General features: G+C 75.2%; 20 protein-coding genes. 9 read left to right on the top strand and 11 right to left on the bottom strand.

What is annotated here, in order from left to right; all coding sequences use genetic code 11:
• Positions 1–86: 86 nt before the first annotated feature.
• The 3 genes from ACFWP2_RS23110 to ACFWP2_RS23100 all read right to left on the bottom strand — a co-directional run bounded on the left by ACFWP2_RS23110 (position 87) and on the right by ACFWP2_RS23100 (position 2,027).
• Positions 87–659 (bottom strand): TrmH family RNA methyltransferase, encoded by a 573-nt coding sequence (locus ACFWP2_RS23110; RefSeq protein WP_380454317.1) that lies wholly within the window; start codon positions 657–659, stop codon positions 87–89.
• Complete coding sequence (locus ACFWP2_RS23105; protein ID WP_380454315.1) at positions 656–1,300, bottom strand: class I SAM-dependent methyltransferase; 645 nt, start codon at positions 1,298–1,300, stop codon at positions 656–658. Before ACFWP2_RS23105 ends, ACFWP2_RS23110 begins: the two co-directional genes overlap by 4 nt.
• A 187-nt stretch (positions 1,301–1,487) precedes the next feature.
• Positions 1,488–2,027 (bottom strand): carboxymuconolactone decarboxylase family protein, encoded by a 540-nt coding sequence (locus tag ACFWP2_RS23100; RefSeq protein ID WP_380454313.1) that lies wholly within the window; start codon positions 2,025–2,027, stop codon positions 1,488–1,490.
• A gap of 212 nt (positions 2,028–2,239) precedes the next feature.
• Between ACFWP2_RS23100 and ACFWP2_RS23095 the strand changes: the two genes are divergently transcribed.
• A complete protein-coding gene (locus ACFWP2_RS23095) occupies positions 2,240–2,440 on the top strand; it encodes a hypothetical protein (protein ID WP_380454311.1) in 201 nt (66 codons plus the stop codon).
• A 58-nt stretch (positions 2,441–2,498) separates the two neighbouring features.
• Here the strand turns inward: ACFWP2_RS23095 and ACFWP2_RS23090 are convergent, their stop codons facing one another.
• Positions 2,499–5,246, bottom strand: coding sequence for a lysylphosphatidylglycerol synthase domain-containing protein (locus ACFWP2_RS23090; protein ID WP_380454309.1), 2,748 nt, complete (start codon positions 5,244–5,246; stop codon positions 2,499–2,501).
• Positions 5,247–5,560: 314 nt separating this feature from the next.
• Here ACFWP2_RS23090 and ACFWP2_RS23085 point away from each other — a divergent pair, with 314 nt between their 5' ends.
• The 5 genes from ACFWP2_RS23085 to ACFWP2_RS23065 all read left to right on the top strand — a co-directional run bounded on the left by ACFWP2_RS23085 (position 5,561) and on the right by ACFWP2_RS23065 (position 9,978).
• Positions 5,561–5,827, top strand: coding sequence for a UBP-type zinc finger domain-containing protein (locus ACFWP2_RS23085; protein ID WP_380454307.1), 267 nt, complete (start codon positions 5,561–5,563; stop codon positions 5,825–5,827).
• Positions 5,828–6,038: 211 nt separating this feature from the next.
• On the top strand, positions 6,039–6,308 hold the full coding sequence (locus tag ACFWP2_RS23080) for a hypothetical protein (RefSeq protein ID WP_380454305.1): 270 nt from the start codon (positions 6,039–6,041) through the stop codon (positions 6,306–6,308).
• Between the two features lie 271 nt (positions 6,309–6,579).
• The gene (locus ACFWP2_RS23075) at positions 6,580–7,857 is read left to right on the top strand and encodes a serine hydrolase domain-containing protein (protein ID WP_380454303.1); all 1,278 of its coding nucleotides are present in this window, start codon (positions 6,580–6,582) and stop codon (positions 7,855–7,857) included.
• Positions 7,858–8,004: 147 nt separating this feature from the next.
• A complete protein-coding gene (locus ACFWP2_RS23070; protein ID WP_380454301.1) occupies positions 8,005–9,093 on the top strand; it encodes a sigma-70 family RNA polymerase sigma factor in 1,089 nt (362 codons plus the stop codon).
• Between the two features lie 393 nt (positions 9,094–9,486).
• Positions 9,487–9,978, top strand: a complete 492-nt coding sequence (locus ACFWP2_RS23065; RefSeq protein ID WP_380454299.1) for an NUDIX domain-containing protein — start codon at positions 9,487–9,489, stop codon at positions 9,976–9,978.
• 54 nt (positions 9,979–10,032) lie between these two features.
• Here the strand turns inward: ACFWP2_RS23065 and ACFWP2_RS23060 are convergent, their stop codons facing one another.
• From ACFWP2_RS23060 to ACFWP2_RS23045, 4 genes are all read right to left on the bottom strand, one after another.
• Positions 10,033–10,791, bottom strand: coding sequence for a Clp protease N-terminal domain-containing protein (locus ACFWP2_RS23060; RefSeq protein WP_380454297.1), 759 nt, complete (start codon positions 10,789–10,791; stop codon positions 10,033–10,035).
• 80 nt (positions 10,792–10,871) lie between these two features.
• Positions 10,872–11,615: a tyrosine-protein phosphatase gene (locus ACFWP2_RS23055; RefSeq protein WP_380454295.1), complete on the bottom strand. Its 744-nt coding sequence runs from the start codon at positions 11,613–11,615 to the stop codon at positions 10,872–10,874.
• 201 nt (positions 11,616–11,816) lie between these two features.
• Positions 11,817–12,605, bottom strand: a complete 789-nt coding sequence (locus tag ACFWP2_RS23050) for a VC0807 family protein (protein WP_380454293.1) — start codon at positions 12,603–12,605, stop codon at positions 11,817–11,819.
• A gap of 157 nt (positions 12,606–12,762) precedes the next feature.
• A complete protein-coding gene (locus tag ACFWP2_RS23045) occupies positions 12,763–13,536 on the bottom strand; it encodes a hypothetical protein (protein WP_380454291.1) in 774 nt (257 codons plus the stop codon).
• Between the two features lie 506 nt (positions 13,537–14,042).
• Here ACFWP2_RS23045 and ACFWP2_RS23040 point away from each other — a divergent pair.
• From ACFWP2_RS23040 to ACFWP2_RS23030, 3 genes are all read left to right on the top strand, one after another.
• Entirely contained in the window at positions 14,043–14,831 is a 789-nt protein-coding gene (locus ACFWP2_RS23040; protein WP_380454380.1) for an RNA polymerase sigma factor, read from the top strand.
• Positions 14,828–15,913, top strand: coding sequence for a hypothetical protein (locus tag ACFWP2_RS23035; RefSeq protein ID WP_380454289.1), 1,086 nt, complete (start codon positions 14,828–14,830; stop codon positions 15,911–15,913). The genes ACFWP2_RS23040 and ACFWP2_RS23035 overlap by 4 nt, the downstream gene beginning before the upstream one ends.
• Positions 15,914–16,315: 402 nt before the next feature.
• Entirely contained in the window at positions 16,316–17,959 is a 1,644-nt protein-coding gene (locus ACFWP2_RS23030) for a protein kinase (RefSeq protein WP_380454287.1), read from the top strand.
• Positions 17,960–18,169: 210 nt separating this feature from the next.
• On the opposite strand, the gene ACFWP2_RS23025 is transcribed toward ACFWP2_RS23030, so the two are convergent.
• The 3 genes from ACFWP2_RS23025 to ACFWP2_RS23015 form a co-directional block, all read right to left on the bottom strand.
• The gene (locus ACFWP2_RS23025) at positions 18,170–18,883 is read right to left on the bottom strand and encodes a class I SAM-dependent methyltransferase (protein ID WP_380454285.1); all 714 of its coding nucleotides are present in this window, start codon (positions 18,881–18,883) and stop codon (positions 18,170–18,172) included.
• A 370-nt stretch (positions 18,884–19,253) separates the two neighbouring features.
• Entirely contained in the window at positions 19,254–19,778 is a 525-nt protein-coding gene (locus ACFWP2_RS23020) for an ion channel (protein WP_380454283.1), read from the bottom strand.
• Between the two features lie 192 nt (positions 19,779–19,970).
• Positions 19,971–21,395, bottom strand: a complete 1,425-nt coding sequence (locus tag ACFWP2_RS23015; RefSeq protein WP_380454281.1) for a hypothetical protein — start codon at positions 21,393–21,395, stop codon at positions 19,971–19,973.
• Between the last annotated feature and the right edge of the window lie 8 nt (positions 21,396–21,403).

The raw sequence follows: 21,403 nt of genomic DNA, 5'->3' as shown, positions 1-21,403 counted from the left end.
GACGGGCCCGGGGGCCGACCGAAGCCGGGAGCCCGGGCCATCGGCGGACGGCCCGGGCTCCCCTGGTGCTTCGGGGTGTCGCGCGGCTACTCGTCGTCGCCGAGGTCGCCCGCGAGGTCGCCGTCCGGGGTGCCGCTGATCGCGTAGCCCTGCCGGCGCGCCTCGTAGCAGGCCACCGTCGCGGCCGCCGAGACGTTCAGCGAGCCGACCCGGCCCAGCTGCGGCACGAACACCACCTGGTCACAGAGCGCCAGCGCCTCGGGCGTGATCCCGCGGTCCTCGTGCCCGAGCACGAAGGCCACCGCCGGGGTCAGCTCCGCGGCGAACATCGGCACCGCCTCGTCCGCCAGCTCCAGGCCGACGACCTTGAAGCCGTCCGCCTTGGCCGCGGCGACGGCCTCGGCGACGGTCGGGAAGTGCTCCACCTTCAGGTACTTGTCGGTGCCCATCGCGGCCTTCTGCGCGCCGGAGGAGCGTACCGACGGGGTGTCCCCGGTCAGGTACAGCTTCTCGGCGCCCATCGCCGCGCCGGTGCGGACCACCGAGCCGACGTTGAACGGCGACTGGAGGTTCTCCAGGATCACCGCGAGCCGGAACTCGTTGCTGCGCCGCCACGAGCGGTGCAGACGCTTCAGTTCGGTCCCGCGCAGCTGCTTCACGTCGTCGTACCTCGTCCACTCTCGGAGCCCTCGCCCACCTCGGGGCGGGGCCGCGCTTCCAGAATCCGGCACCCGTTGACCGACGTGACCCGCGTGGTCGGGTAGCCCTGCTCGTTCAGCCACTTCTGGAGCGAGTCCGAGCCCAGGTGCTTCTGCACCACCAGGAACGCCGAGCCGTCCGGGGTCAGCCGGTCGAGCCAGTGCGTGAGCAGGCGGCGCAGCGCGGCCTTGCCGATCCGGATCGGCGGGTTGGAGTAGATGGTGGCGAAGCGGACGTCCTCGGGGACGTCGTCGGGCAGGACGGCCTGGACGTTGCCGAGCCCCAGCGCCTCGGCGTTCAGCCGGACCAGCTCCAGGGCGCGCTCGTTGACGTCCACCGCCCAGACCGGGAGGCGCTTGCGGCGGCTCGCCCAGGTCAGTGCGATCGGACCGTAGCCGCAGCCGATGTCCAGGATCGGGCCGCGCACCCGCGGCTGCGGGGCGTGCTCCAGCAGGATCCGGGTGCACGGGTCGAGCCGGGTGCGGGAGAACACCCCGGTGTCGGTGGTCAGTTCCAGGGTGAGGTCCGGCAGGGAGACCGTGATCGGCCGGCGGTCGCTGGCCACCTCGGGTGCACCGGTGAAGTAGTGCGAGCCGGACATGATTTCCCCGTCGTTCGTAAGGGCCTCGGGGCCACCGGGTGGGTGTGGGTTAGCCCTTTGTACGGCACCGATCGTACCCCCGGTGGCCAGGACGGCGTTTCGGACGGCGGTGCGACCTGCGGTGCGGACGGGGGTGCGGGAGGCGGCGCGCCCTGCGGCGTGGGCGTCGGCGCGGGCGGTGGTGGGGTCAGACGGTGCCGGGGGTCTTGCGGGTGGCCACGTTGATGCGGTTCCAGGCGTTGATCGTGAAGCAGACCGAGATCAGCTGCGCCAGCTCGGCCTCCGCGAAGTGCGCGGCGGCCCGGGCGTACACCGCGTCCGAGACGCCGCCGCCGATCCGGGTGATCTCCTCGGCCAGCGCCAGGGCGGCCCGCTCGCGCTCGGTGTACACCCCGGCGGGGGCCTCCTGCCAGACCGGCAGCAGGTGGATCCGCTCGTCGGTCTCGCCGGCCTTGCGGGCGTCCCTGGCGTGCATGTCCAGGCAGTACGCGCAGCCGTTCAGCTGGGAGGTGCGCATCTGGACGAGCTCGACCAAGGCCGGGTCCAGGCCCTCGCGGGCGGCGGCGTCCAGGGCGATCATCGCGCGGAACGCCTTGGGAGCGGTGCGGGCGTAGTCGAGGCGGGCAGGGGTTCCGGCGGCGTCGGCGGCCTCGGCTGCGGCCTCGGCGGCCTTGGCGGTGCCGGTGATGCTGGTCGGGGTGGTCCGGGGGCGCTCGTTCGTCGTCATGGCCACGACCCTAGGTGCGGAATGAACCCGTCTCCTGGGTCATTCAGGATGCTGTTTCACGGGTCAATCAGGCCGGTCGACCAAGGGGTTCACGGCAGCCCCGGAAACACGCCGGAGCGGTGTCGGCACGTCGCGTCCCGGCGCCGGGCGGCGGATACTGCCAGTACGCCAGCCGGGCCCGTGAAGGCCTCCGAACAGTGAGGACGGATGCCATGCCGCAGGAACAGCACGAGGAATACCTGATCGAGGAGACCGCCGAGACCGTCGAGCCCGACGAGAAGGCACCCGAGGGCGACACGTACGACGAGGTGGCCGAACGCCGGTCCCTCGGGGCGGACCCTGCGACCGACGTCGCGGACGTCGTGGAACAGACCCGGGCGGTCCGGCACGACGAGGAGGAGTACCGGGAGTAGCCGACGGACGGGCGACGGGACCGGCCGCAGGCTCCCGGCCCCGGGCCCGCCGTCCCGGTCACAGGGCCCGGCGGCGTTGCAGCCAGACGAAGGCCGCCCAGCCCGGCAGCACCGGCAGGATCAGCGTCAGCAGGCGGTACAGCGCCACCGCCGCCAGCGCGCCGCCCGGTTCCATCGAGGCGGTCTGCTGGAGCAGCGTGATCAGCATCCCGTCCACCGCGCCGGCCCCGCCCGGCGTCGGCGCCGCGCTGCCCACCGCGTTGCCCACCAGGAACACCACCGCGACCGAGGCGAAGGACGGCTCCCGGCCGATCGCCCGGGCACAGCAGTACAGGCAGGCGATCAGGCAGATCGACACCAGGAGCTGCCCGGTCACGCCCACCGCCAGCCGGGTCGGGCTGCGGAGCAGGTCCAGCAGGCGCGGCAGCACCTCGGCCGTCAGCGGCCGCAGCCGTGTCGCCAGCCACCGCCGGGCCACCGGGATCGCCGACACCACCGCCAGCAGCGCCACCGCCCCCGCCAGTCCGGCGGCCACCGCGGGCAGCGCGTCCAGCTCGGAGCCGCCGGGTTCGAAGCCCAGCAGGTAGACGAAGGCCCCCAGCTGCAGCAGGTGCAGCACCAGACCGATCAGCGTCCCCACACCGACGCTGGACAGCGCCTGCGCGGTGGGGATGCCCGCCCGCTGCAACAGCCGGGTGTTCAGCGCGACCCCGCCGACGCCGCCGGGCGACACCAGCTTCACGAACGACCCGGCCACCTGCGCCAGCACCGCGTTGCGGAAGTCGAGCCGTTCCGGCACGAAACCGACGAAGCCCATCGCCGCGGCGACGTGGCTCGTCGTCGCCGCCACCACGGCCAGCAGCAGCCACCAGGGATCGGCGTCCGCCAGCGCGGAGATCGGGTTGTCCTCCGCCGCGAACAGCTGCGGGATCAGCAGCCAGCCGGCCACCACTCCGCCCACGACGACCAGCAGGGTCCGCGGTCGCAGCCGCTCCAGCCGCACCGGCCGGCCCACCACCTGCGGGCGGATGCGGAGGACCTCCGCGCGGATCTCGTCGAGCAGGCCGGGGGCGGGCGTCTCGGTGCTGGGCCGGGGGCCGGGTTCGGTGGTGGCTGCCGTGGTGGGTGTGCCTGCGCCGGTGGTGGGTGGGGGAGCGGCGCTGGTGGGGGCGGTTGTCGGGGCGGGCGTCTCGGTGCTGGGCCGGGGGCCGGGCACGGTGGCGGCTGCCGTGGCGGAGGCGCCGGCGGCGGTGCGTTTGGCGTGCTGTTTGAGGGCGCGCCGGGTGGTGTGGGTGAGGGCGATGGGCTGGAGGAGCGGGAGGGCTGCGCCGACCGGGTCGGGGCCGAGGACGGCGGTGGCCGTGCGGACGGAGCGGGCGGCGCCGGCGCGGAGGGCGAGGGTGGTGAGGAGCTGGGCGAGGTCGCAGCAGAGGACGAGTTCGGTGGCGGCGATGTCGCCGTCGGCGAAGTCGACCAGGTGCACGGTGCCGGAGTCGTCGATCAGGAGGGAGGAGGGGACGAGGGCGCGGTGGGCGATCTCCCGGCGCTGGAGCAGGGCGAGCTGTCGCCAGGCGTCGGTGAGCAGCTCGTCGGTGATCTCCTCGTCGGCGAGTTCGTCGAGGGTGCGTCCGGCCAGCCGCTCGTACGCGATGAGGGCGGTGTCCTGGCCGATGCCCGCGGTGGCGGCGATGCGGCGGGTGCGGACGCCGGCCGCGAGGGCCGCGTAGGTGACCAGGGCCTCGTGCTCCAGCCCGGTGCGCGGGGAGCGCAGGACGCGCGGGTCGGGGGCGGTGCGCAGGCGCAGCCGGCGCCAGGCGCGCTGGACGGCGGCGGCGGTGACGGCCTGCCGGTCGAGGAGCTGGACGTCGAGGTCGGGGCGGCCGTCGGCCTGCCGGACCCGGTAGCGGTCGGGGCCGGCCGGCTGGGCCTCGACCGGGCGCAGGCCGCTGTCGCGCAGGGCGCGCAGGACCTCGCCGGGCCGGGGGCAGGGGTCGGGGGTGCCGACCGCGTACAGCGTGCCGTGGGCGACGGTCCAGCCGATCAGCAGCCCGAGCAGGAGCGCGGTGGGGGTGGCGTACCCGCCGATCAGCCCGGCGAGGCCGGAGAGGGCGAGGACGGTCCAGGGCAGGCGGCGCTCCCGGCTGCCGGAGGCGGTCATGAAGGCCAGGACCGGCGCGAGGTAGCCGTAGACGGATTCGGTGTGTCCGAGCCCGCCGCCGGGCAGCGGCTGGGTGAGCGCGGAGACCAGCGAGTCCGGGGCGAGGGCTTCGGCCCACAGGTCCAGTCCGAGGGTGGCGCCGTACGCGAGGACGGCGGCGAGCAGCCCGTCGGAGACCTGCTGGAGGGCGCGTCGCCGGTCGGGGCCCAGCAGCCGGCGGGCGGCGAGGCCGACCGGGAGCAGCAGGACGGCGGCGGTGCTGAGCCCGCCGGCCAGGCCGGCCAGCGGGCGCGGCACCAGGGCGGCGGCCTCGGCGACGTCGGCGGCGATGCCTTCGGTGGTGGCGCGGGCGTAGTCGGCGAGCAGCAGGGTGAGGGCGATGGCGAACAGGCCGCCGAGCAGCCGGATCAGGGCGACGGGCTGCCGGACCCGGTCGGTCGCGGGCAGCGGGCGGGCCCGGAACCGGCCGGGGCCGGCCTGCTCGGGTATCCGGGCACGGGCCGTCCCGGCGCTGCCGCCGGTGTCCCTCGTTCCCGTGCCGCTGCTGCCGCTGTCACGCGTCCCCGTGCCGCGTTTCCGCTGCGCGGGCGTACCGCCGGAGTCGCCCCCGCCGGTGTCGCCGTTCGTTCTCCCCGTCACGATCGCCACGGGTGGCATGCTCCCATGCCGCCCGCGGGCACGGAGCGGGGATTCCGCAGCCGGGACGGCGTGGCCCCGCGTCTGCCGGGTCGGGAGGAAGACCAGGTGGCGCGGGACCGGGTGGCGCGGGTCGAGGCGCCGGGGTCGGCTCACGGGGGTGGCGGCGACGGGGCCGGCGGCGTTCCGGGCCCCGAACGCCGGGATGGCGGCGCGCCTGGCGAGCGGGCCGGAGCCGACCGGGCCGGAGCCGACCGGGCCGGAGCCGGGCGGGCGGGAGCGCCGTGAGCGGGCGCCGCGCGGCGGGGCGGCATAGCCTTTCAGTCATGAGCGCCTGCGAAGACCTCGCTCTGGCCCCTGAGGACATCGAGCCCCGGCCGCCCGCCGACGGCTGCGCCGACTGTCTGGAGCAGGGCCGTCGGGACTGGGTGCACCTGCGGATCTGCCTGGACTGCGGTCACATCGGCTGCTGCGACTTCTCCCCGCAGCGGCACGCGACCGCGCACTTCCACAACACCTCCCACCCGGTGATCCGCTCGTACGAGCCGGGGGAGGACTGGCGCTGGTGCTTCGTCCACGAGGTCATGGGCTGAGGCCGTCACGCGGGTGCGGCGCCGGTACGGCGCGCGCGTACGGCGCTTGCGCCCGTCTCCCGCGCACCGCGCCCGTCTCCCGCGCCCGCGCGCCGCGCCCGCCTTCCGCAGTGGCGCGGGCCCGCAACCCGGATAAAATCCGGACATAACGCCCGTGCGGCCCCTCCGGCCGGCATTCGTCCGGCCGGTGGCCGACGAAGGGAGGCCGACGATGACCAAACTGATGCTCGGCAGTACCGCCAAGCTCCGCCAGGGCACCCAGGAGCTGCTGGAGCGCCGGGGCATGGCGAGCCCGCCCGCCCGGCTCGCGCCGGTGCCGAGCGCCGGCGCGCTCTCCGGCGCCGCCGGGCGCGGCGCCGACGAGTCCTTCCGGCACGGCGGGAGGGGCGCACCGGGTGCGACGATGCACGCGGCTCCGGCGATGCACGCCGAACTCAAGGGGCACCGGCACCGTGGCGCGGAGAAGCACTCCGCCCACTGATCGGCGCCGCGCCTCACCTCACGCAGCCACGCCGCGACCTCTTCGCGGGGACGGGCGGCCGGATCGCGGCCGACCGTCCCTGATGTGCGGTCAGGGAGGTTCTCGGGGGCGGGTTCGGGGTGGCTCGGGGAGCGCTCAGGGGCGCTCCCGGATGTCCTGGCCCGGAGCGGTCCCGAAGACTCTCTCCCGTCCGAGCCACTGCCGGCCGGGCGGGCCGCCCACCGGGGTGTCCCGACTCCGGCCGGGCGAGCCGCCGTTGGAGAGTCTCCGCATGAACACCCGTACCCGCACCGGCCGTTTGTCCACCCTCGTGGCAGCCGGTGCGCTGCTCGCCGCCGCCGCGGTCGGCGCCGCGACTCCGGCTCTGGCCGCGGGGCCCGCCCCGACCGCTCCGGCTGCCCCGACCGCTCCGGCCGCCGCCGCGCTCTCCGCCGCGCCGAACACGCCCGCGACGGCCCGGCCCGGCCCGCTGGACCGGGATTCGCTCGCCGGGACCCTCCGTTCCCTGCCCGCCGGTGTCACCGGCGCGCTGGTCCGGGTCGACGGTCCGGGTGCGCGGTGGCGCGGCACCTCGGGGGAGGACGTGCCGGCGAACGCGCGGTTCCGGATCGGCAGCGTCACCAAGGTGTTCACCGCGACGGTGCTGCTCCAGCTGGCCGCCGAGGGCAGGGTCGACCTGGACGGCACCGTCCAGCACTACCTGCCCGGACTGCTGCCGGCCGGCTACCCGCCGGTCACCGTACGGCAGTTGCTCAACCACACCAGCGGCCTGCCCGGCGGCGGCGGGATGACCTCCGGGGACGGCAGCACGGCGTGGTTCGCCGCGCACAGGGCGACCTACTTCAGCCCGCAACAGGTGGTGACGGACATGCTCACCCAGCCCATGGGCTTCGCGCCCGGCACCGCCCAGCAGTACAACGGCAACAACTACTTCGTGGCCGCGCTGGTGATCGAGAAGGTCACCGGTGACGACTACGCGGACCAGGTGCGGCGGCGCATCACCGGTCCGCTCGGTCTGCACGCCACCTACGTCCCGGCCGCCGACGACCTGACCATCCGCGGCCCGCACGCCGCCGGCTACGTGGACGTCCGCAACGCCGACGGCGGCACCGACCGGGTGGACGTCACCGAGCAGAGCCCGTACCCGTGGGCCGAGGGCGGCATGATCTCCTCCGCCGCCGACCTGGAGCGCTTCTTCGAGGCGCTCTACCGCGGCCGGCTGCTGCCGCCCGCCCAGCAGGCCGAGGTGTTCGCCGTCCCGGACCTGCCGAACGACCACAACAAGAACTGCGAGATCGGCCCGACCGCCGGCCACGCCTGCTACAGCACCGCCGGCCTGCTGCGCACCGTCCTGCCGAACGGCACCGAGGTCTGGGGCAAGAACGGCTCCCGGCCCGGCTACACCACCGGCGTCTTCGCCACCCGCGACTTCTCCCGCAGCGTGGTCGTCGGGCTCAACCCGACCGGCATCACCGGAGAGGAGTTCCCCACCCTGTGGAAGCTGGTGACCACCGGCTTCGGCTCCGGGCAGGCGTACGACCGGCACTGAGCGGACCGGTCCCGGCAGGGCCGGTGCCACCGGCACCGGCGGCCGGGGGCACCGATGTCAGTGCTGTGCGCTACGTTCGTCCCGCTCACCAGGGCAGGCACAGGCACAGGCACAGGCACACGGCAGGACGACGGGGGCGGGCGCACCATGGCCGACGTGATCACGGAGGAGCCGGTAGAGCTCCAGCTGGAGCGGCACCGCACCGAGCTGACCGGCTACTGCTACCGGATGCTCGGCTCGGTCTTCGAGGCCGAGGACGCGGTGCAGGAGACCATGGTCCGCGCCTGGCGCGGGCACCAGGGCTTCGAGGGGCGGGCCGCGCTGCGCTCCTGGCTGTACCGCATAGCCACCAACGTCTGCCTGGACGCGCTGAACGGCCGCAACGGGCGGGCCCGGCCGATGGACCTGGCCGGGCCGGTCACGGTGGCCACGGCGCACGACACCCGGTTGCCCGAGGTGACGTGGATCGGTCCGGCGCCGGACGGCCGGGTGCTGCCCGAGACGGGGGACCCGGCCGAGGTGGCCGCCCAGCGTGAGTCGGTCAAGCTGGCCTTCGTCGCCGTGCTGCAGCGCCTCGCGCCCCGCCAGCGGGCGGTGCTGATCCTGCGCGAGGTGCTCGGCTGGAAGGCCGCCGAGGTGGCCGAACTGCTCGGCGTCACGGTGGCCTCGGTCAACAGCGCGCTCCAGCGGGCCCGGGCGGTGCTCGCCGCCGACACCGCGGCGGCCCGCCCGGCCCCCGAGCTGGACGAGGGCCAGCGCGCGCTGCTGGACGGCTACGTCCGCGCCTTCGAGGCGTACGACATGGACGGTCTCGCCGCGCTGCTGCACGAGGACGTCACGCTCAACATGCCGCCGTTCTCGATGTGGCTGTGCGGGCGGGACGAGCTCCGGGCGTGGATGCTGGGCCCCGGACACGGCTGCCGCGGTTCGCGGCTGCTCCCGGTGACGGCCAACGGCGGCCCGGCCTTCGGCCAGTACCGGCCGAGCCCGGAGGGCGGGCACGAGCCGTGGGCGCTGATCGTGCCGGAGGTGTCAGAGGGGCGGATCACCGGCTTCACCAACTTCCTGGACACCGACGTGCTCTTCCCGCTCTTCGGCCTCGCGCCGCGGCTGGAGGGCGAGCCCGTCGTGGAACTCGACGCCGAGGGCTCCGAGGGCGCCAAACCCGTCGAGCCTGTCGAACCCGTCGAGCCCGTCGAGCCCGTCGTGGCCACCGTGGGCTCCGTCGCCGAGTAGCTCCGCGAGGTCCGGGGGGCCGGCCGCGCCGGGCAGCAGCGCCGAGAGGCCGCTGAACGCCAGCAGTCCGCGCAGCGGGCCGTCGGCGTTCAGCAGCACCACGGCCACTCCGTGCCGGGCGGCGGCCAGTCGCAGCCGGGCGAGCGCGTCGACGACGGCCAGGTCGGGGGCGGTCAGCGCGCCCAGGTCGCAGGTCAGTACGGGACTTTCCGGTACGGCTTCCATGATGTTCATACCGGAGAGGACTGCCGGGACGGCCCCGACTCATCGGCCCCGACTCATCGGTGCCTACTCATGGGTGCCTACTCATGGGTGCCGATTCATCGGCCTGGACTCGTCGGCCGGGTGGCAGAGTGGGGGCGACCTCAACCACCCTGTCCCAGGAGGAGCACCGTGACGGCTGAGCCGCTGAAGTCCCGCGAGGAATGGCTGGCCTCCCTGCCCCGGATCTACGCGGCGGCGGGGTGCCTGCTGCGGGACGAGTCCGGCCGGATCCTGATCGTGAAGGCCGGGTACCGCGAGCACTGGCAGTTCCCGGGCGGCACGATCGACCTCGGTGAGGGCCCGGTCGAGTGCGCCGCGCGCGAGCTGGAGGAGGAGACCGGCCTCGTCCGGGAGGCGGGCGAGCTGCTGGCCATCTCCTGGACCCACGCCTCGGCCGAACTCGACCACCCCGCCCAGCACTTCATGTTCGACTTCGGCACCGTCCCGGACGGCACCCCCGTGACCGTCCCGGCCGGCGAGCTGGACGACTACCGCTGGGCGTCGGTCGAGGACGCCCTGGAACTGCTCGGCCCGGCCCGGTCGGCCCGGCTGCGGGCGGCCCTGGAGGCGGCCGGGGACGGCCGGGTCCGTATCGTCACCACGCACGTCTCCGGATTCTGAGTGCGGGTCCTGGTCCGGGCGGGAGCTCCCGCCCGGACCAGGCCGCGGAGTGCCTCACTGCTGCGGGTCGGACTCCGGGTTCCGGGCCGCGATGATGGCGGCGATCGCCTCCGAGACGAAGCTCTCCGTCTCGGACTTGTCCACCCTCAGGCCGGCCAGCACGCCCCGGCCGTTCTCCAGTTCCAGCAGGGCGAGCAGGATGTGCTCGGTGCCGACGTAGTTGTGCCCGAGCTTGAGCGCCTCGCGGAAGGTCAGCTCCAGCGCCTTCTTGCTCTCGGCGTCGAACGGGATCAGCGCGGGCAGTTCGTCGACGGCGGTCGGCAGGGCGGCGGTGGCCACCGCCCGCAGGGCCTCCGTGGTGACGCCCTGGGCGGCGAGCGCCTTCGCGCCGATGCCCTCGGGCTCGGAGATCAGGCCGAGCAGCAGGTGCTCGGTGGTGATCTCGGCGTTGCCCGCCTTGCGGGCCTCCTCCTGCGAGGCCACCACGACCTTGCGGGCCCGGGGCGTGAACCGGCTGAAGCCCTGGCTGGGGTCGAGGTCGTTCGGGGTGCCCGGGTCCTTGGGCACGAAGCGCTTCTGGGCGGCCTGCTTGCTGACGCCCATGCTGCGGCCGATGTCGGTCCAGGAGGCGCCGGAGCGGCGGGCCTGGTCGACGAAGTGGCCGATGAGGTGGTCGGCGAGCTCGCCGAGGTGGTCGGCGGCGAGGACCGCGTCGGAGAGCTGGTCGAGCGCGTCGGGGTGGACCTTCTTGATCGCGGCGATCAGGTCGTCGAGGCGCAGCGGAGTGGTGTTGGGAACGACGGGATTCTCCATGCGTCAACCGTAGGTTGTCGATCCGGGGATCGTCAACCATCGGTTGACGATGGTCTCGGGGGTCTTCCCGGAAGCCCGCGCTACGCGGTGGGCAGCAGCCGCTCCCGGACGGCGGCGATCCGCGCGGGCGTGACACCCGCCGCCAGCAGGTAGCCGGCCGGGTCGAACCCGTCGAGCGCGGCCGCCAGGGCGGCCTCGGCGGTGGTCCCGGCCTCGGCCAGCACCGCGTCGATCCGGCGGTACGGATCCGGCAGGCCCAGCATCCCGTACAGCGGACGGACGTTGGGGCCGCTGAGCAGGTAGTCCTCGGTGATCGCGGCCCGGTCGACCCCGGCCAGGGCGAGCAGCAGCAGGACGGCCAGGCCGGTGCGGTCACGGCCGGCGCCGCAGTGCACGACCACGCCACCGGGGCGGGCGTCGGCGAGCGCGGAGACCAGCGCGGCGGCGGCGTGCGGGCAGTGGTCCAGGTAGGGGCGGAGCGCGAGCGGGGTGCCGTCCAGCCGTCCGTGGGCCTCCCACCAGGCGGGGCCGGCCAGTTCGTCCAGCGGGACGCGGACCAGCTCGACGTCCTCGGGGAGCGGGAGGAGCGGCTTGTACTCCTCGGCGTTGCGCAGGTCGACCACGGTGCGGACGCCGTGGTCCAGCAGGGTGTCCCAGCCCTCGGCGGTGAGGCGGTCCAGGTTGTCCGCCCGGACGACCGCGCCGCGGGCGGTGAGCCGGCCGGAGGCGGTGGGCAGGCCGCCCAGGTCGCGGACGTTCAGGCAGCCGTCCCAGACGAGGGTGCGGTCCTCGGTGCTGCTCGGCGCGTACGTCGTCCGGTTCATGGGGTCCCCGTTCTCCTCGAGGGGGTCCCGTTACCCCCTCGTTATGAACGACTCCCGGGGGATCCGGATGGTTCCTCGCTGTTCGAGTCCGGGGAACCGGCTGTTCAGGCAGGCGGCGGCCCGGCTGTCCGGGCACGCCGCGGCCGGACTGTTCGGGGAAGCGGCGGCCCGGCTGTCCGGCGAGGACGTGGTCCCGGACGTTCAGGCGGCCGTCGGAGCCTCGGCCTCGGCGCGGACCAGCCGCTCCATCGGCTCGACCGCGACCTGGCCGAGCATGGAGCCGGCCACGATCGCGCCGATCAGGAGGACGGTGGACAGCCAGGCCATGGTGGACACCGGCAGGGTGAAGGCGCCGGCCACCCGGGCCGCGCACTCGGTCAGCAGCGCGGTGCCCCAGATGCCCGAGAACAGGCGCTCGTGGCGGCGGAAGGCCCGCGACCCGGCCGCCCGGCCCTCGACCAGCCGCTGCCAGGCGGCCGCGCGCTCCGTCCGGCCCTTGGTGAGGAAGGGCATCAGCATCGGGGTCATCACCGGTCGGCCGATCAGCGCCGAGACCAGGATCGCCAGCGCCAGGGTGCCGCTCAGCAGGCCGTCCTTGGCGATCATCAGGCGGGCGTCGCCGGTGACGAAGGTCAGCGCCAGGCCCGCCAGGTTGACGGCCAGCATCAGGGCGGCCCACAGGTTGAGCCTGCGCTCGCCCACCAGGCCGAGGACGGTCCGGGCGGCCGGGACGGCGCTGCTCCAGGCCAGTGCGGCGAACTCGCTCAGGCCGAGGGCCGAGTGCAGCAGGTAGTAGCCCGCCAGCGGGGCGGCCACGTCGAGGGCCAGCGGCCGCAGGCCCTCGACCAGCGGGTTGGGTGCCTTGGCGTGGGTGGCGCCCGTGGTGGCGCCCCGGGCGGGAGCGGAGGCCGGGGCCTTGGCCTTGGCGCGGGTGGCGCCGGTGAGGGCGACGGTGCTGGTGACGGCAGCGGCACTGACGGTCTGGCTCACGGTGGGTTCCTCCCCGGCTGGCGGCTGCGGGCCGCTGCCCGCGTCGTGCCTCCAGTCTTTCCGCCGGACCCTCCGTCAGAGCAGTGCCGTCCGTTGCGTCATCCGCGTGACAGTTGTCATGGTGCGCGCCGTGAGACCACCTCCGACCTGCGGTTTCCTACCCGCCGTCGGGGAAGGTCCACAGCTCGCGGCCCAGGGTGTCCAGGCACCGGACGGCGCCGAAGCGCTCGTCCCCGGCGGACAGGAAGCCCTGGGCGACGCCCGCCAGGACGGTGCGGGTCACGCCGTCGCCCCGGGTCCAGGCGCCGGTCAGCACCAGCGCCCCGTCGGCCAGCTCGGCACGCTGCACCCGGGCCACCGCGGCGGTCAGCAGGGCGGTGTTGACCGCCTCCAGCTCGGCGGGGAGGAGGTAGGCCTCCCCGGTGGGGGTGCGGTCCGCCGCGGCCCGGCGCCGCAGCTCCGGCAGGCCGTAATGGCGCACGGCGGCGACGGCGTCGTCCAGCGGGAGCTGCCAGCGGGGCCCGGGCAGTACCTCCCACCAGACGTCCTCGCCGACCGGCAGCACCTCGCCGATCCGGGCCCGCCAGGTCTCGATGCCGTACCGGGTGCGCGGGTCGGGCCGGTGGCCGGGGAGGGCGGCGAGGGTCCAGTCGGTGCGGCGGACCACGCTGAGGTCGAAGGTGAAGGACACCCGGCCGGCGGCGGGACGTTCGACCAGGCCGAGCAGCAGCCAGTGGGTCTCGTCCGGCAGGCTGAAGGTGCGGCGCCACCCGAGGAGGCCCAGGGCGCGCAGGGCGGGTGCGAGGTGCTCGCGCAGGCCCTTCGCATGGAGCTCACGGAGCTCACGGAGCTCACGGAGCTCACGGACCTCGTGGAGCTCGTGGAGCTCATGGAGCTCATGGAGCTCACGGAGCTCGCGGGCGGTCGTCATCGCGGTCTTTCCCTGCTGGTCGTGGTGCCGGTGGTGCCGGTGGTGGTGCCGGTGGTGGCGCTGGGTCGTGCTGCCGGGCCCGGTGCCGGAGGTGGTCCCCGTCAGTGCTGGTCCCCGGCGGGACGGCTCAAACCAGGCAGGGGCGTGCGACCGGGGCCCGCACGGGTCGTGCGTGCGCCCTCGGATGCGGAGGGGTACGTCGGCGGGCCGGGCGCGTCGGCGGACCCGGCGTCGGGCAGGGCCGGCGGCCCGGACTGCTTCGCCTACCGACAACGTAGGCCGGGCGGGCCGGTCCGGGCCGTGGGCGAACGACCGCAGTCGTCGGGACCTTGGCCCCGGCCGGGCCGGTCGTTCGGCCGGAGCCGAAGTGTTCGCCCGAATGGCGCATCATGTGGCGGGTGCAGAGTGCAGAGCGCCCCGGAGCGGGCACCGACGGCCCCGTCGGCCGGTCCGGACCAGTCACACCCGCCGGCCCGCCGCCCGGCCCGGCCCCCGCTCCCCCCGATCTGACCGAGGCGGTCCGGGCCGCGCAGGGCGGGGACGAGGAGGCGTTCCGGCTGCTGTTCCGGACCGTCCAGCCGGGCCTGCTGCGTTACCTGCGGGTGCTGGTCGGCGGCCGACCGGAGGACGCCCAGGACGCCGAGGACATCGCCTCCGAGACCTGGCTGCAGATCGCCCGTGACCTGCGCGGCTTCTCCGGCGACGGGGACGCCTTCCGCGGCTGGGCCGCCACCGTCGCCCGCCACCGAGCCCTCGACCACCTGCGCGCCCGGCGCCGCCGCCCGGTCACCGACCTGCCGTTCGAGCAGCTGGTCGGGCTGGCGGCGGGGGACGACACCGCGCGTGCGGCGCTGACCACGGTCGGCACCGCCGACGCGCTGGCCCTGATCTCCCGGCTGCCGCGCGACCAGGCCGAGGCCGTGCTGCTGCGGGTGGTCATGGAGCTGGACGCGGAGAGCGCCGCCCGGGTGCTCGGCAAGCGGGCCGGGAGCGTCCGGATGGCCGCCCACCGGGGGCTGCGGCGGCTGGCCAAGCTGGTCGAGCCGCTCGCGTCGGGGGGCGGCATCCCGGCCGCCCGGGGCGGGGCCGAGGCCGGACCGGGCCCCGAGGGCCCCAACGGCGCCAGCGGCCCCAAGGGCCCCAACGGCGCCAGCGGTCCCGGGAACGCCCCTGGAACGGCGGCCGGAGGGAGCGCGGGCGAGGCCGCCGGGCGCCCTGCGGGGAAACCCGCGAAAAAAAGTTCTCCGCAGGGTGTGACAGAACGCCGGGCCGCGACGCTGAAGGACATGAGATGAGCACCAACCGATCCCGTCGGATCGACCGTGATGCCGCCGAGCAGCTGCTCGGTGGTGCCGTGGGCGGCCCGTCGGCCGGGCAGGACGCCTCGCTCACCGGACCGGACGGCGGTCCCGGGCACCTCGCCCGGGTGCTCGCCGCGGCCGCCGCCCCCGCGACGGCCGGCGAACTGGCCGGGGAGGAGGCCGCCCTGGCCGCGTTCCGGGAGGCGCGTCTCACGCCCGACCCGACAGTGACCCCCGTCCGGAGACGATCGATGGCAACCGCGGCGCTGGCCAGGGCCTTCAGCACGAAGGCCACTGCCGTCGTGCTCGGCACCACCGCGCTGTGCGGTGTCGCCGTAGCCGCCGGCACCGGCAACCTGCCCGCCGCGCTGGGCGGCGGCCCGTCCGTGCCGGAGCACGGGCTCGCGGAGCAGGGCGGCGCCACCGGCCCGGCGGTCGTCGGGTCGTCCGCGGGCGTGGCCCCGTTCGGCGGCGCGGTGTCCGGCTCCGCCCGTCCGTCCGGCACCGCCTCCGCCGGGCCGCAGGCGGTCGTCCCGTCCGACCCCGCGCGGCCCGGCACCCCCTCGGCCGAGGGGCGTGGTGGCCGTTCGGCCGTCCCGCCCGCGTTGCTCGGCCTCTGCACCGGCTTCGCCGACCGTACGGCCAAGGGCGAGCGCCCGAGCCGGCTGGCCGGCGAATCGCTGTACGGCCCGCTGGTCGCGGCGGCCGGTGGCGCGGACCGCGTGACGGACTACTGCCGGGCCGCGATCGACGGCGAGGACGACGAGGACGGCGACCACCAGGGCGGCGCCGCCCCGACGCGCGACCCCGGTCGTACCGGCACCGGGAGCGGCACCGCGGCCGGCACCGGGTCCGGCAAGGGGAACAGCGACGGCGGCCGGACCGGCGGCAGCGGCAATGGAAGCGGTACCGGGAGCGGCAACGCCAACGGCGACGGCGATGACACCGGCGGCGCCGGGACCAGACCGGGCAAGCCCGGCGTGACCGTCCCGCCCGTACCGACCGTCCCCGCCGGGCAGGACGGCCGCCCGGGCAAGCCCGACCGGACCGAGAACGAACAGTCGGCCGGGAGGTAGCCCCCAGAACTCCGGGTGGGCGGCGAGCGACTCCCCCCGGGCTCGCCGCCCACCCGGAACAGCACCACCCGCAGGACCTGCCCCACCGGCAGGAAGCAGTACCACCCGAAGACCCCGGGTGGCCGGTCGGCTCCCCCGTGCCCTCCGGTCACCCGGCCGGCCCCGGCCGGACCGGTAGGCGCACCCCGGACGCGCCGCCGGCCCGGCCGGCCCGGAAACGTGCGGCCCGCCCGCCCGCAGTCAGGGCGGGCCGCACCCCCGTGCCGGCGGCCGGGGGACCGCTGCCCGGTCCCCCGACCGCCACCCTCCGCCCCTGGTCGGCCCGTTCGGCGGTGCGGCTATCGTGCACGGGTGCACGAGGCGGCCCGGGACCCCGGGCGCGGCACGTGAGGGGAGCTCCAGGTGATCGGACGGGCGCTGAACGGGCGTTACGAACTCGTCGGCATGCTCGGCGTCGGCGGCATGGCCACCGTCTGGCGCGGGGTGGACCGGGTGCTGGGCCGTCAGGTGGCCGTCAAGGTCCTCAACGGGGGCCTCGCCGACGACCCCCGCTTCGCCGAGCGCTTCAGCCGCGAGGCGCAGCACGCGGCCATGCTGGTGCACCCGAGGATCGTCATGGTCTTCGACTCGGGCGTGGACCAGGGCACCCCGTTCATCGTCATGGAGCTGGTCAGCGGCCGTTCGCTGGCCGCCCTGCTGGCGGAGCAGCAGTCGCTGCCGGTGGAGCGCGCCGTCGGCATCGCGGCGGCGGTCTGCGAGGCGCTGTCGGTCGCGCACGCGGCCGGGCTGGTGCACCGGGACATCAAGCCCGGGAACATCATGATCACCGACGACGGCGGGGTGAAGGTCGTCGACTTCGGCATCGCCCGGGCCGGCTCCTCCAGCAACCTGACCCAGACCGCGAGCGTGCTCGGTACGGCCGCATACCTCTCGCCCGAACAGGCCACCGCCTCGGCGCTGGACGGGCGGACGGACCTGTACGCGGTCGGCTGCGTGCTGACCGAGATGCTCACCGGCGCGACCCCGTTCACCGCCGAGACCCCGGTGGCGATCGCCTTCAAGCACGTCAGCGAGCAGCCGCTGCCGCCCTCCGTCCGCCGCCCGGGCCTGCCGCCCGCGCTGGACGCGGCGGTGCTGCGGCTGCTGGCCAAGAACCCGGCCGACCGCCCGGCCGACGCGGCCACCGCCCGGGGCGAACTCCTCGGCACCGTCCCGGGGTTGATGGTCACCGACCCGACGGCGGAACTGCTCGCGAACACCGCCGGGACCGCCACCCAGCTGCTGCCGCCGGTGCCGGGCTTCCCGTCGCCGAACCAGCCGCACCAGCCGCACCAGCCGAACCAGTCGGTCCAGCCGAATTACCCGAATCAGCCGTATCGGCCGGACCAGCAGCACACGACCGTGCTGCCGCCCCAGCCGGCGGCCGCCACCTCGGTGATGGCGCCGATCCCCGTTCCGGCGGCGCCCGTTCCCGGTCACGTTCCCGGTCCGGTCGCCGCGCCCGCGCCGGCCCGCAGCCGCCGAAAGCCGCTGGTGCTCGGGGCGTTGGGCGTGGCGGGCCTGGCCGGTGTCACCGCGCTGGCCCTCACCGCCTTCGACGAGCCGGCCGGCAACGCGGCCGCCGCCAAGCCCGCGGCGGCCACCGCGCCCTCCACCACCCCGGCCGCGACGCCCACCCCGAAGGCTTCCGCGACCTCGGCGGCGCCCGCCACCCCCTCGGCGCCCCCGGCCTCCGCCCCGGCCGTCCCGCGCAACCAGCCCGCGGCGCTGCAGATCCAGTCCTTCCGCCAGGCCGTCGCCCAGGCCCAGGTCGGCAAGGAGCGGGACAAGCAGGCGGACCTGCTGAGGATCCTCGACACCACCGCCGCGCGCCTCAACGAGGGCAATCCGGACGACGCCGCGCAGGAGCTCAAGGACGCCCAGAAGGTGGTCAAGGACATGGGTAAGAAGCACGCCATCGACGTCGCGACGTACGCCAACTGGAACGCCCGTCTCTCGGCCCTGTTCGCCACCCTGCACACCGCCGTCGACCTCCAGGACGACTGACGGGCCCGGGCCGCGGTAACCGCGGTAACCGCGGTAGCCGGGGCGGCCGGATCGGCCGGATCGGCCGCTCCTGGGTGCACAGCACTGTCCACAGCCTGTGGACAGTGCTGTGCGTCGACCGCACTGACCCCGGTGTCCGAGGGACGGGGGTGCGGGAAGCCGGCCCGGCCGACTTCCCGCGTGAGGGGCGACGGAACCCCCGGGTGGTTCCTACCTGGCGGCGGCGGTGAGCGGCTTGCGGGCCCGGGTCAGCAGGGAGACGCCCGGCAGGCCCTGGACCGGCAGGTAGCGCTCGGCGGCGATCACCGTGCTGAGCGCCGTGTTGATGAGGGTCGGCACGTCGTCCAGGTCGCTGCCGGTGCTCTTCTTGCGGCGCCAGGCGGCGGCCGGGCGCAGCAGCACGTTCCAGCTGTCCAGCGTTTCCATGGTGAAGCCGCTGCCGACGATCACCTCGCGCAGGGTGTCGCGGGTGTAGCGGCGGACGTGGCCGACCGCGACGTCGTGGGCCGACCAGAGCCGCATGTCGCTCGGCACGGCGATGAGCGCCACCCCGCCCGGGCGCAGCACCCGGTGGATCTCGGCCATCGCGGCGTCGTCCTCCTCGATGTGCTCCAGCACGTCGAAGGCGACCACCAGGTCGACCGCGCCGTCGGCGACCGGGAGCCTGCGGGCGTCGGCCCGCATCACGGCGAGTCCGCGGTCGCGGGCCACCTGGGCGCCCTCCTCGCCGTACTCGATCGCGATCGGCTTCCAGCCGTGCGCCTGCAGCACCCGGGTGTTGCCGCCGCCCGCGGCGCCGATGTCGAGCGCGGTGCCGGCCTTGCTGAACTTGGCCAGCTCCCGGCCCAGCAGTATCCGCCGTTCCTTGTACCACCAGTGCCGGTCTTCGAGTTCGGCGAGCTTGCGCACCTCGTGGCCTTCCACGGACCCTCCCAGACTTCTGCGTCTCCCCTGGTCGCCGCGGAACGAGTTATCCGACCGACCGAAAAGATGAGAATTGCGTGTGGCTACTTTACGGGTACCGCATCCTCGCATCTCCGGGCAGTCCGATCGGCCGGATCGCGGCCCCGGCAGGGGTGTAGGAGGGGGTGTCGGAGGGATGTCGGCAGGGTGCGGGCGGGTGGCCGGGAGCCCTCGGCGGAGCGGCCCTCGCGACCTCAAGCGGCCGCGCTTCGACATCGTCTGACGGCTCGTCTGGCGGCACGTCGGACCGGCGGCGCGAAGCGGCATCCGCGCAGGTCATCGCAGGTGGGGCGGGGCGCGGGAAGGCGGGCGCGGGTCCGCCGTGCCGGACTCAGTCCTGCCTGCGGATCCTCCGCTCGACGTTCCCGCGGATCGCCCGGGACGCCGTCCCGGCGGCCGCCGCGAGGAACACGAAGTTGTACCCGATCTGGAGCGTCACCACGAGCCGCGCGGTCTGCCCCGCAGGGGTGATGTCCCCGTACCCCACCGTCGCCATCGTCACGACCGTGAAGTACAGCGCGTCCAGCCGGGTCTCCAGCCCGGCGAACTCCGCCTTGTGCGAGCCGAGCACGTAGTACGTCGCCGCGAAGATGGTCAACGCCAGGAAGATCAGGAAGATCAGCCAGACCACCGGTCGCTTGGCGGTGCCCCGCATCACTCCGATGATCTTGGCCAGCATCAGCCAGCTCATCCCGACCAGCGCCCCGATGAACACCAGCCAGCTCAGCCGCGGTCGGCGCTCGCCCAACCACTCCACCGGCAGGGTGAAGTACCCGACCATCAGCAGCGTGGACGCGGCCAGCAGCCAGAACCAGGCCCGCAGGTCGGCGGGTGGCGGAGGAGGGTTCTCGGACATCCTGCTCAGCCTCCCCGGGCCCGGGCCGGCTCGCCCGCCCGCCTGCTCCGATCGGGCGAGTCCGATCGGGCGAGCCCCTGCCGGAGAAACCGTCCAATCCCCTGCCGGAGGAACGGTCCGGGCCCCCGCCGGAGGAACCGCCCAAGCCCCCACCGGAGGCCGGCGGGGCCGCGCGCCCCGCGCGACCGCCCCTCAGGCCGGGGCCCGGGCCGTTCCTTCCGGCCGCTCGTCCCGGCCCGGCCCCGGCTCGTCCAGCAGCTCCAGCACCGCGAGGACGGCGACCAGCCCGAGCGCGAGACAGAGCGTCACCAGCACCGTCGGGTGGCTCCACAGCACGAAGGCCAGCGCCGCGAGGGCGACCGCCAGCCAGCCCAGCGGGGCCTTCCGGCGGTGGACGAACCGGCCGACCGGCCCGAGCCGCAGCCCGGCCCGCGCGGCCACCCGCCGCACCGCGCCCAGCGCGGCGCGCCAGCCGTCCCGGACGGTGCGCGCCCACCGCCCGGGGCCGATCACCCAGGCGCCGAGCGCGACCAGCAGGCCGAGGGTGACCACCACCCGGACGGCCGAGCGCAGGTACCGCACCAGGGTGTCGTACACCGCCTGGGCGGCCGCCTGGTCGACGTCGGCCGGGAGCCGGTCCAGGTAGACGGCCCGGAACACGCTCAGCCCGAGGCCCAGCAGCAGCGCCCCGCCCGCCATGCCGAGGGCCGTCGCCACCACCGCCCGGCGGCGGCGGGTCGCGAGCAGCACGCCACCGAGCGCGCAGGCCCCGGCCAGCACCGGCACCCAGAGGCCGGCCAGGTCCAGGACCCGCAGGGCGGTACGGACCTTGGGGAGGGCGTCGGAGCGGACCAGCGGGTAGGAGGTGTGGATCTCCGGGATCCGGGAGGCCAGCGGGAGCCCCCGGTCCACCAGTTCGGACTTCACCCGGGCGATCACCGGGGCGAGGTCGAGCACCACGGTGTCGTCGTGCACCTCGACGGCGCCGCCGCCCTGCCCGGTCACCATCTTCTCGACGGCGGCGTGGGCGTCCCGGTTGACGTCCGTCCAGAGGGTGACGAAGGCGTCGCTGTCCACGATCCGTTCGACCTGGGTGTGGACGAAGCCGCCGAGCCCGTCGTCCAGGGCCTGGCCGATGCCGCCCAGCAGGGCGCCGAGCCTGGGCTTGTCGTCCGGGGCGAGGCCGTCGAGCAGTGAGTCGAGCGGGAGCTTCTTCATGATCTCGGCGGTCACCCGGTCGGTGACGGCCGCCTTGATCCGGGGGTCCTCGGCCAGCGGGGCCATCGTGGCGAGGTAGCGGTCGGTGTCGCCGATCTCGGACCTCGCCCAGAGCGCGAGGGCGCCGAGCGGGGTGAGCAGGCAGGCCAGCACGATCAGGAGGGCGGCGAGGAAGGAGCGCACCCGGTGCCGGGGCGGTGGGCGGTCCGCCGCAAGCCGCGCCGGGCGGGCCGCCAACTGGTCGGCGAGCCGCGCCTCCTGGGCCTCGACGGCGCTCAGCCGGGCCCGCAGCTCGGCCAGTTCGTCGCCGGGACCACCCTCGGGCCCGGTGCCGGGCTCGCCCTCGGGCCCGGTGCCAGGCTCGCCCTCGGGCCCGGTGCCGGGCTCGTCGGTCGGCATGCCGCGAC

Source organism: Kitasatospora sp. NPDC058444 (assembly GCF_042721415.1).
Lineage (GTDB): Bacteria > Actinomycetota > Actinomycetes > Streptomycetales > Streptomycetaceae > Kitasatospora.
Note: the sequence above shows the minus strand (reverse complement) of the source record. Positions and strands in the feature narration are given on the sequence as shown.

Coding starts and splice junctions, on each gene's coding strand:
- ACFWP2_RS23095 (WP_380454311.1), top strand. CDS start 2,240: ATGCCGCAGGAACAGCACGAGGAATACCTGATCGAGGAGACCGCCGAG.
- ACFWP2_RS23035 (WP_380454289.1), top strand. CDS start 14,828: ATGAGCACCAACCGATCCCGTCGGATCGACCGTGATGCCGCCGAGCAG.
- ACFWP2_RS23085 (WP_380454307.1), top strand. CDS start 5,561: ATGAGCGCCTGCGAAGACCTCGCTCTGGCCCCTGAGGACATCGAGCCC.
- ACFWP2_RS23080 (WP_380454305.1), top strand. CDS start 6,039: ATGACCAAACTGATGCTCGGCAGTACCGCCAAGCTCCGCCAGGGCACC.
- ACFWP2_RS23020 (WP_380454283.1), bottom strand. CDS start 19,778: ATGTCCGAGAACCCTCCTCCGCCACCCGCCGACCTGCGGGCCTGGTTC.
- ACFWP2_RS23070 (WP_380454301.1), top strand. CDS start 8,005: ATGGCCGACGTGATCACGGAGGAGCCGGTAGAGCTCCAGCTGGAGCGG.
- ACFWP2_RS23045 (WP_380454291.1), bottom strand. CDS start 13,536: ATGACGACCGCCCGCGAGCTCCGTGAGCTCCATGAGCTCCATGAGCTC.
- ACFWP2_RS23105 (WP_380454315.1), bottom strand. CDS start 1,300: ATGTCCGGCTCGCACTACTTCACCGGTGCACCCGAGGTGGCCAGCGAC.
- ACFWP2_RS23015 (WP_380454281.1), bottom strand. CDS start 21,395: ATGCCGACCGACGAGCCCGGCACCGGGCCCGAGGGCGAGCCTGGCACC.
- ACFWP2_RS23055 (WP_380454295.1), bottom strand. CDS start 11,615: ATGAACCGGACGACGTACGCGCCGAGCAGCACCGAGGACCGCACCCTC.
- ACFWP2_RS23075 (WP_380454303.1), top strand. CDS start 6,580: ATGAACACCCGTACCCGCACCGGCCGTTTGTCCACCCTCGTGGCAGCC.
- ACFWP2_RS23100 (WP_380454313.1), bottom strand. CDS start 2,027: ATGACGACGAACGAGCGCCCCCGGACCACCCCGACCAGCATCACCGGC.
- ACFWP2_RS23060 (WP_380454297.1), bottom strand. CDS start 10,791: ATGGAGAATCCCGTCGTTCCCAACACCACTCCGCTGCGCCTCGACGAC.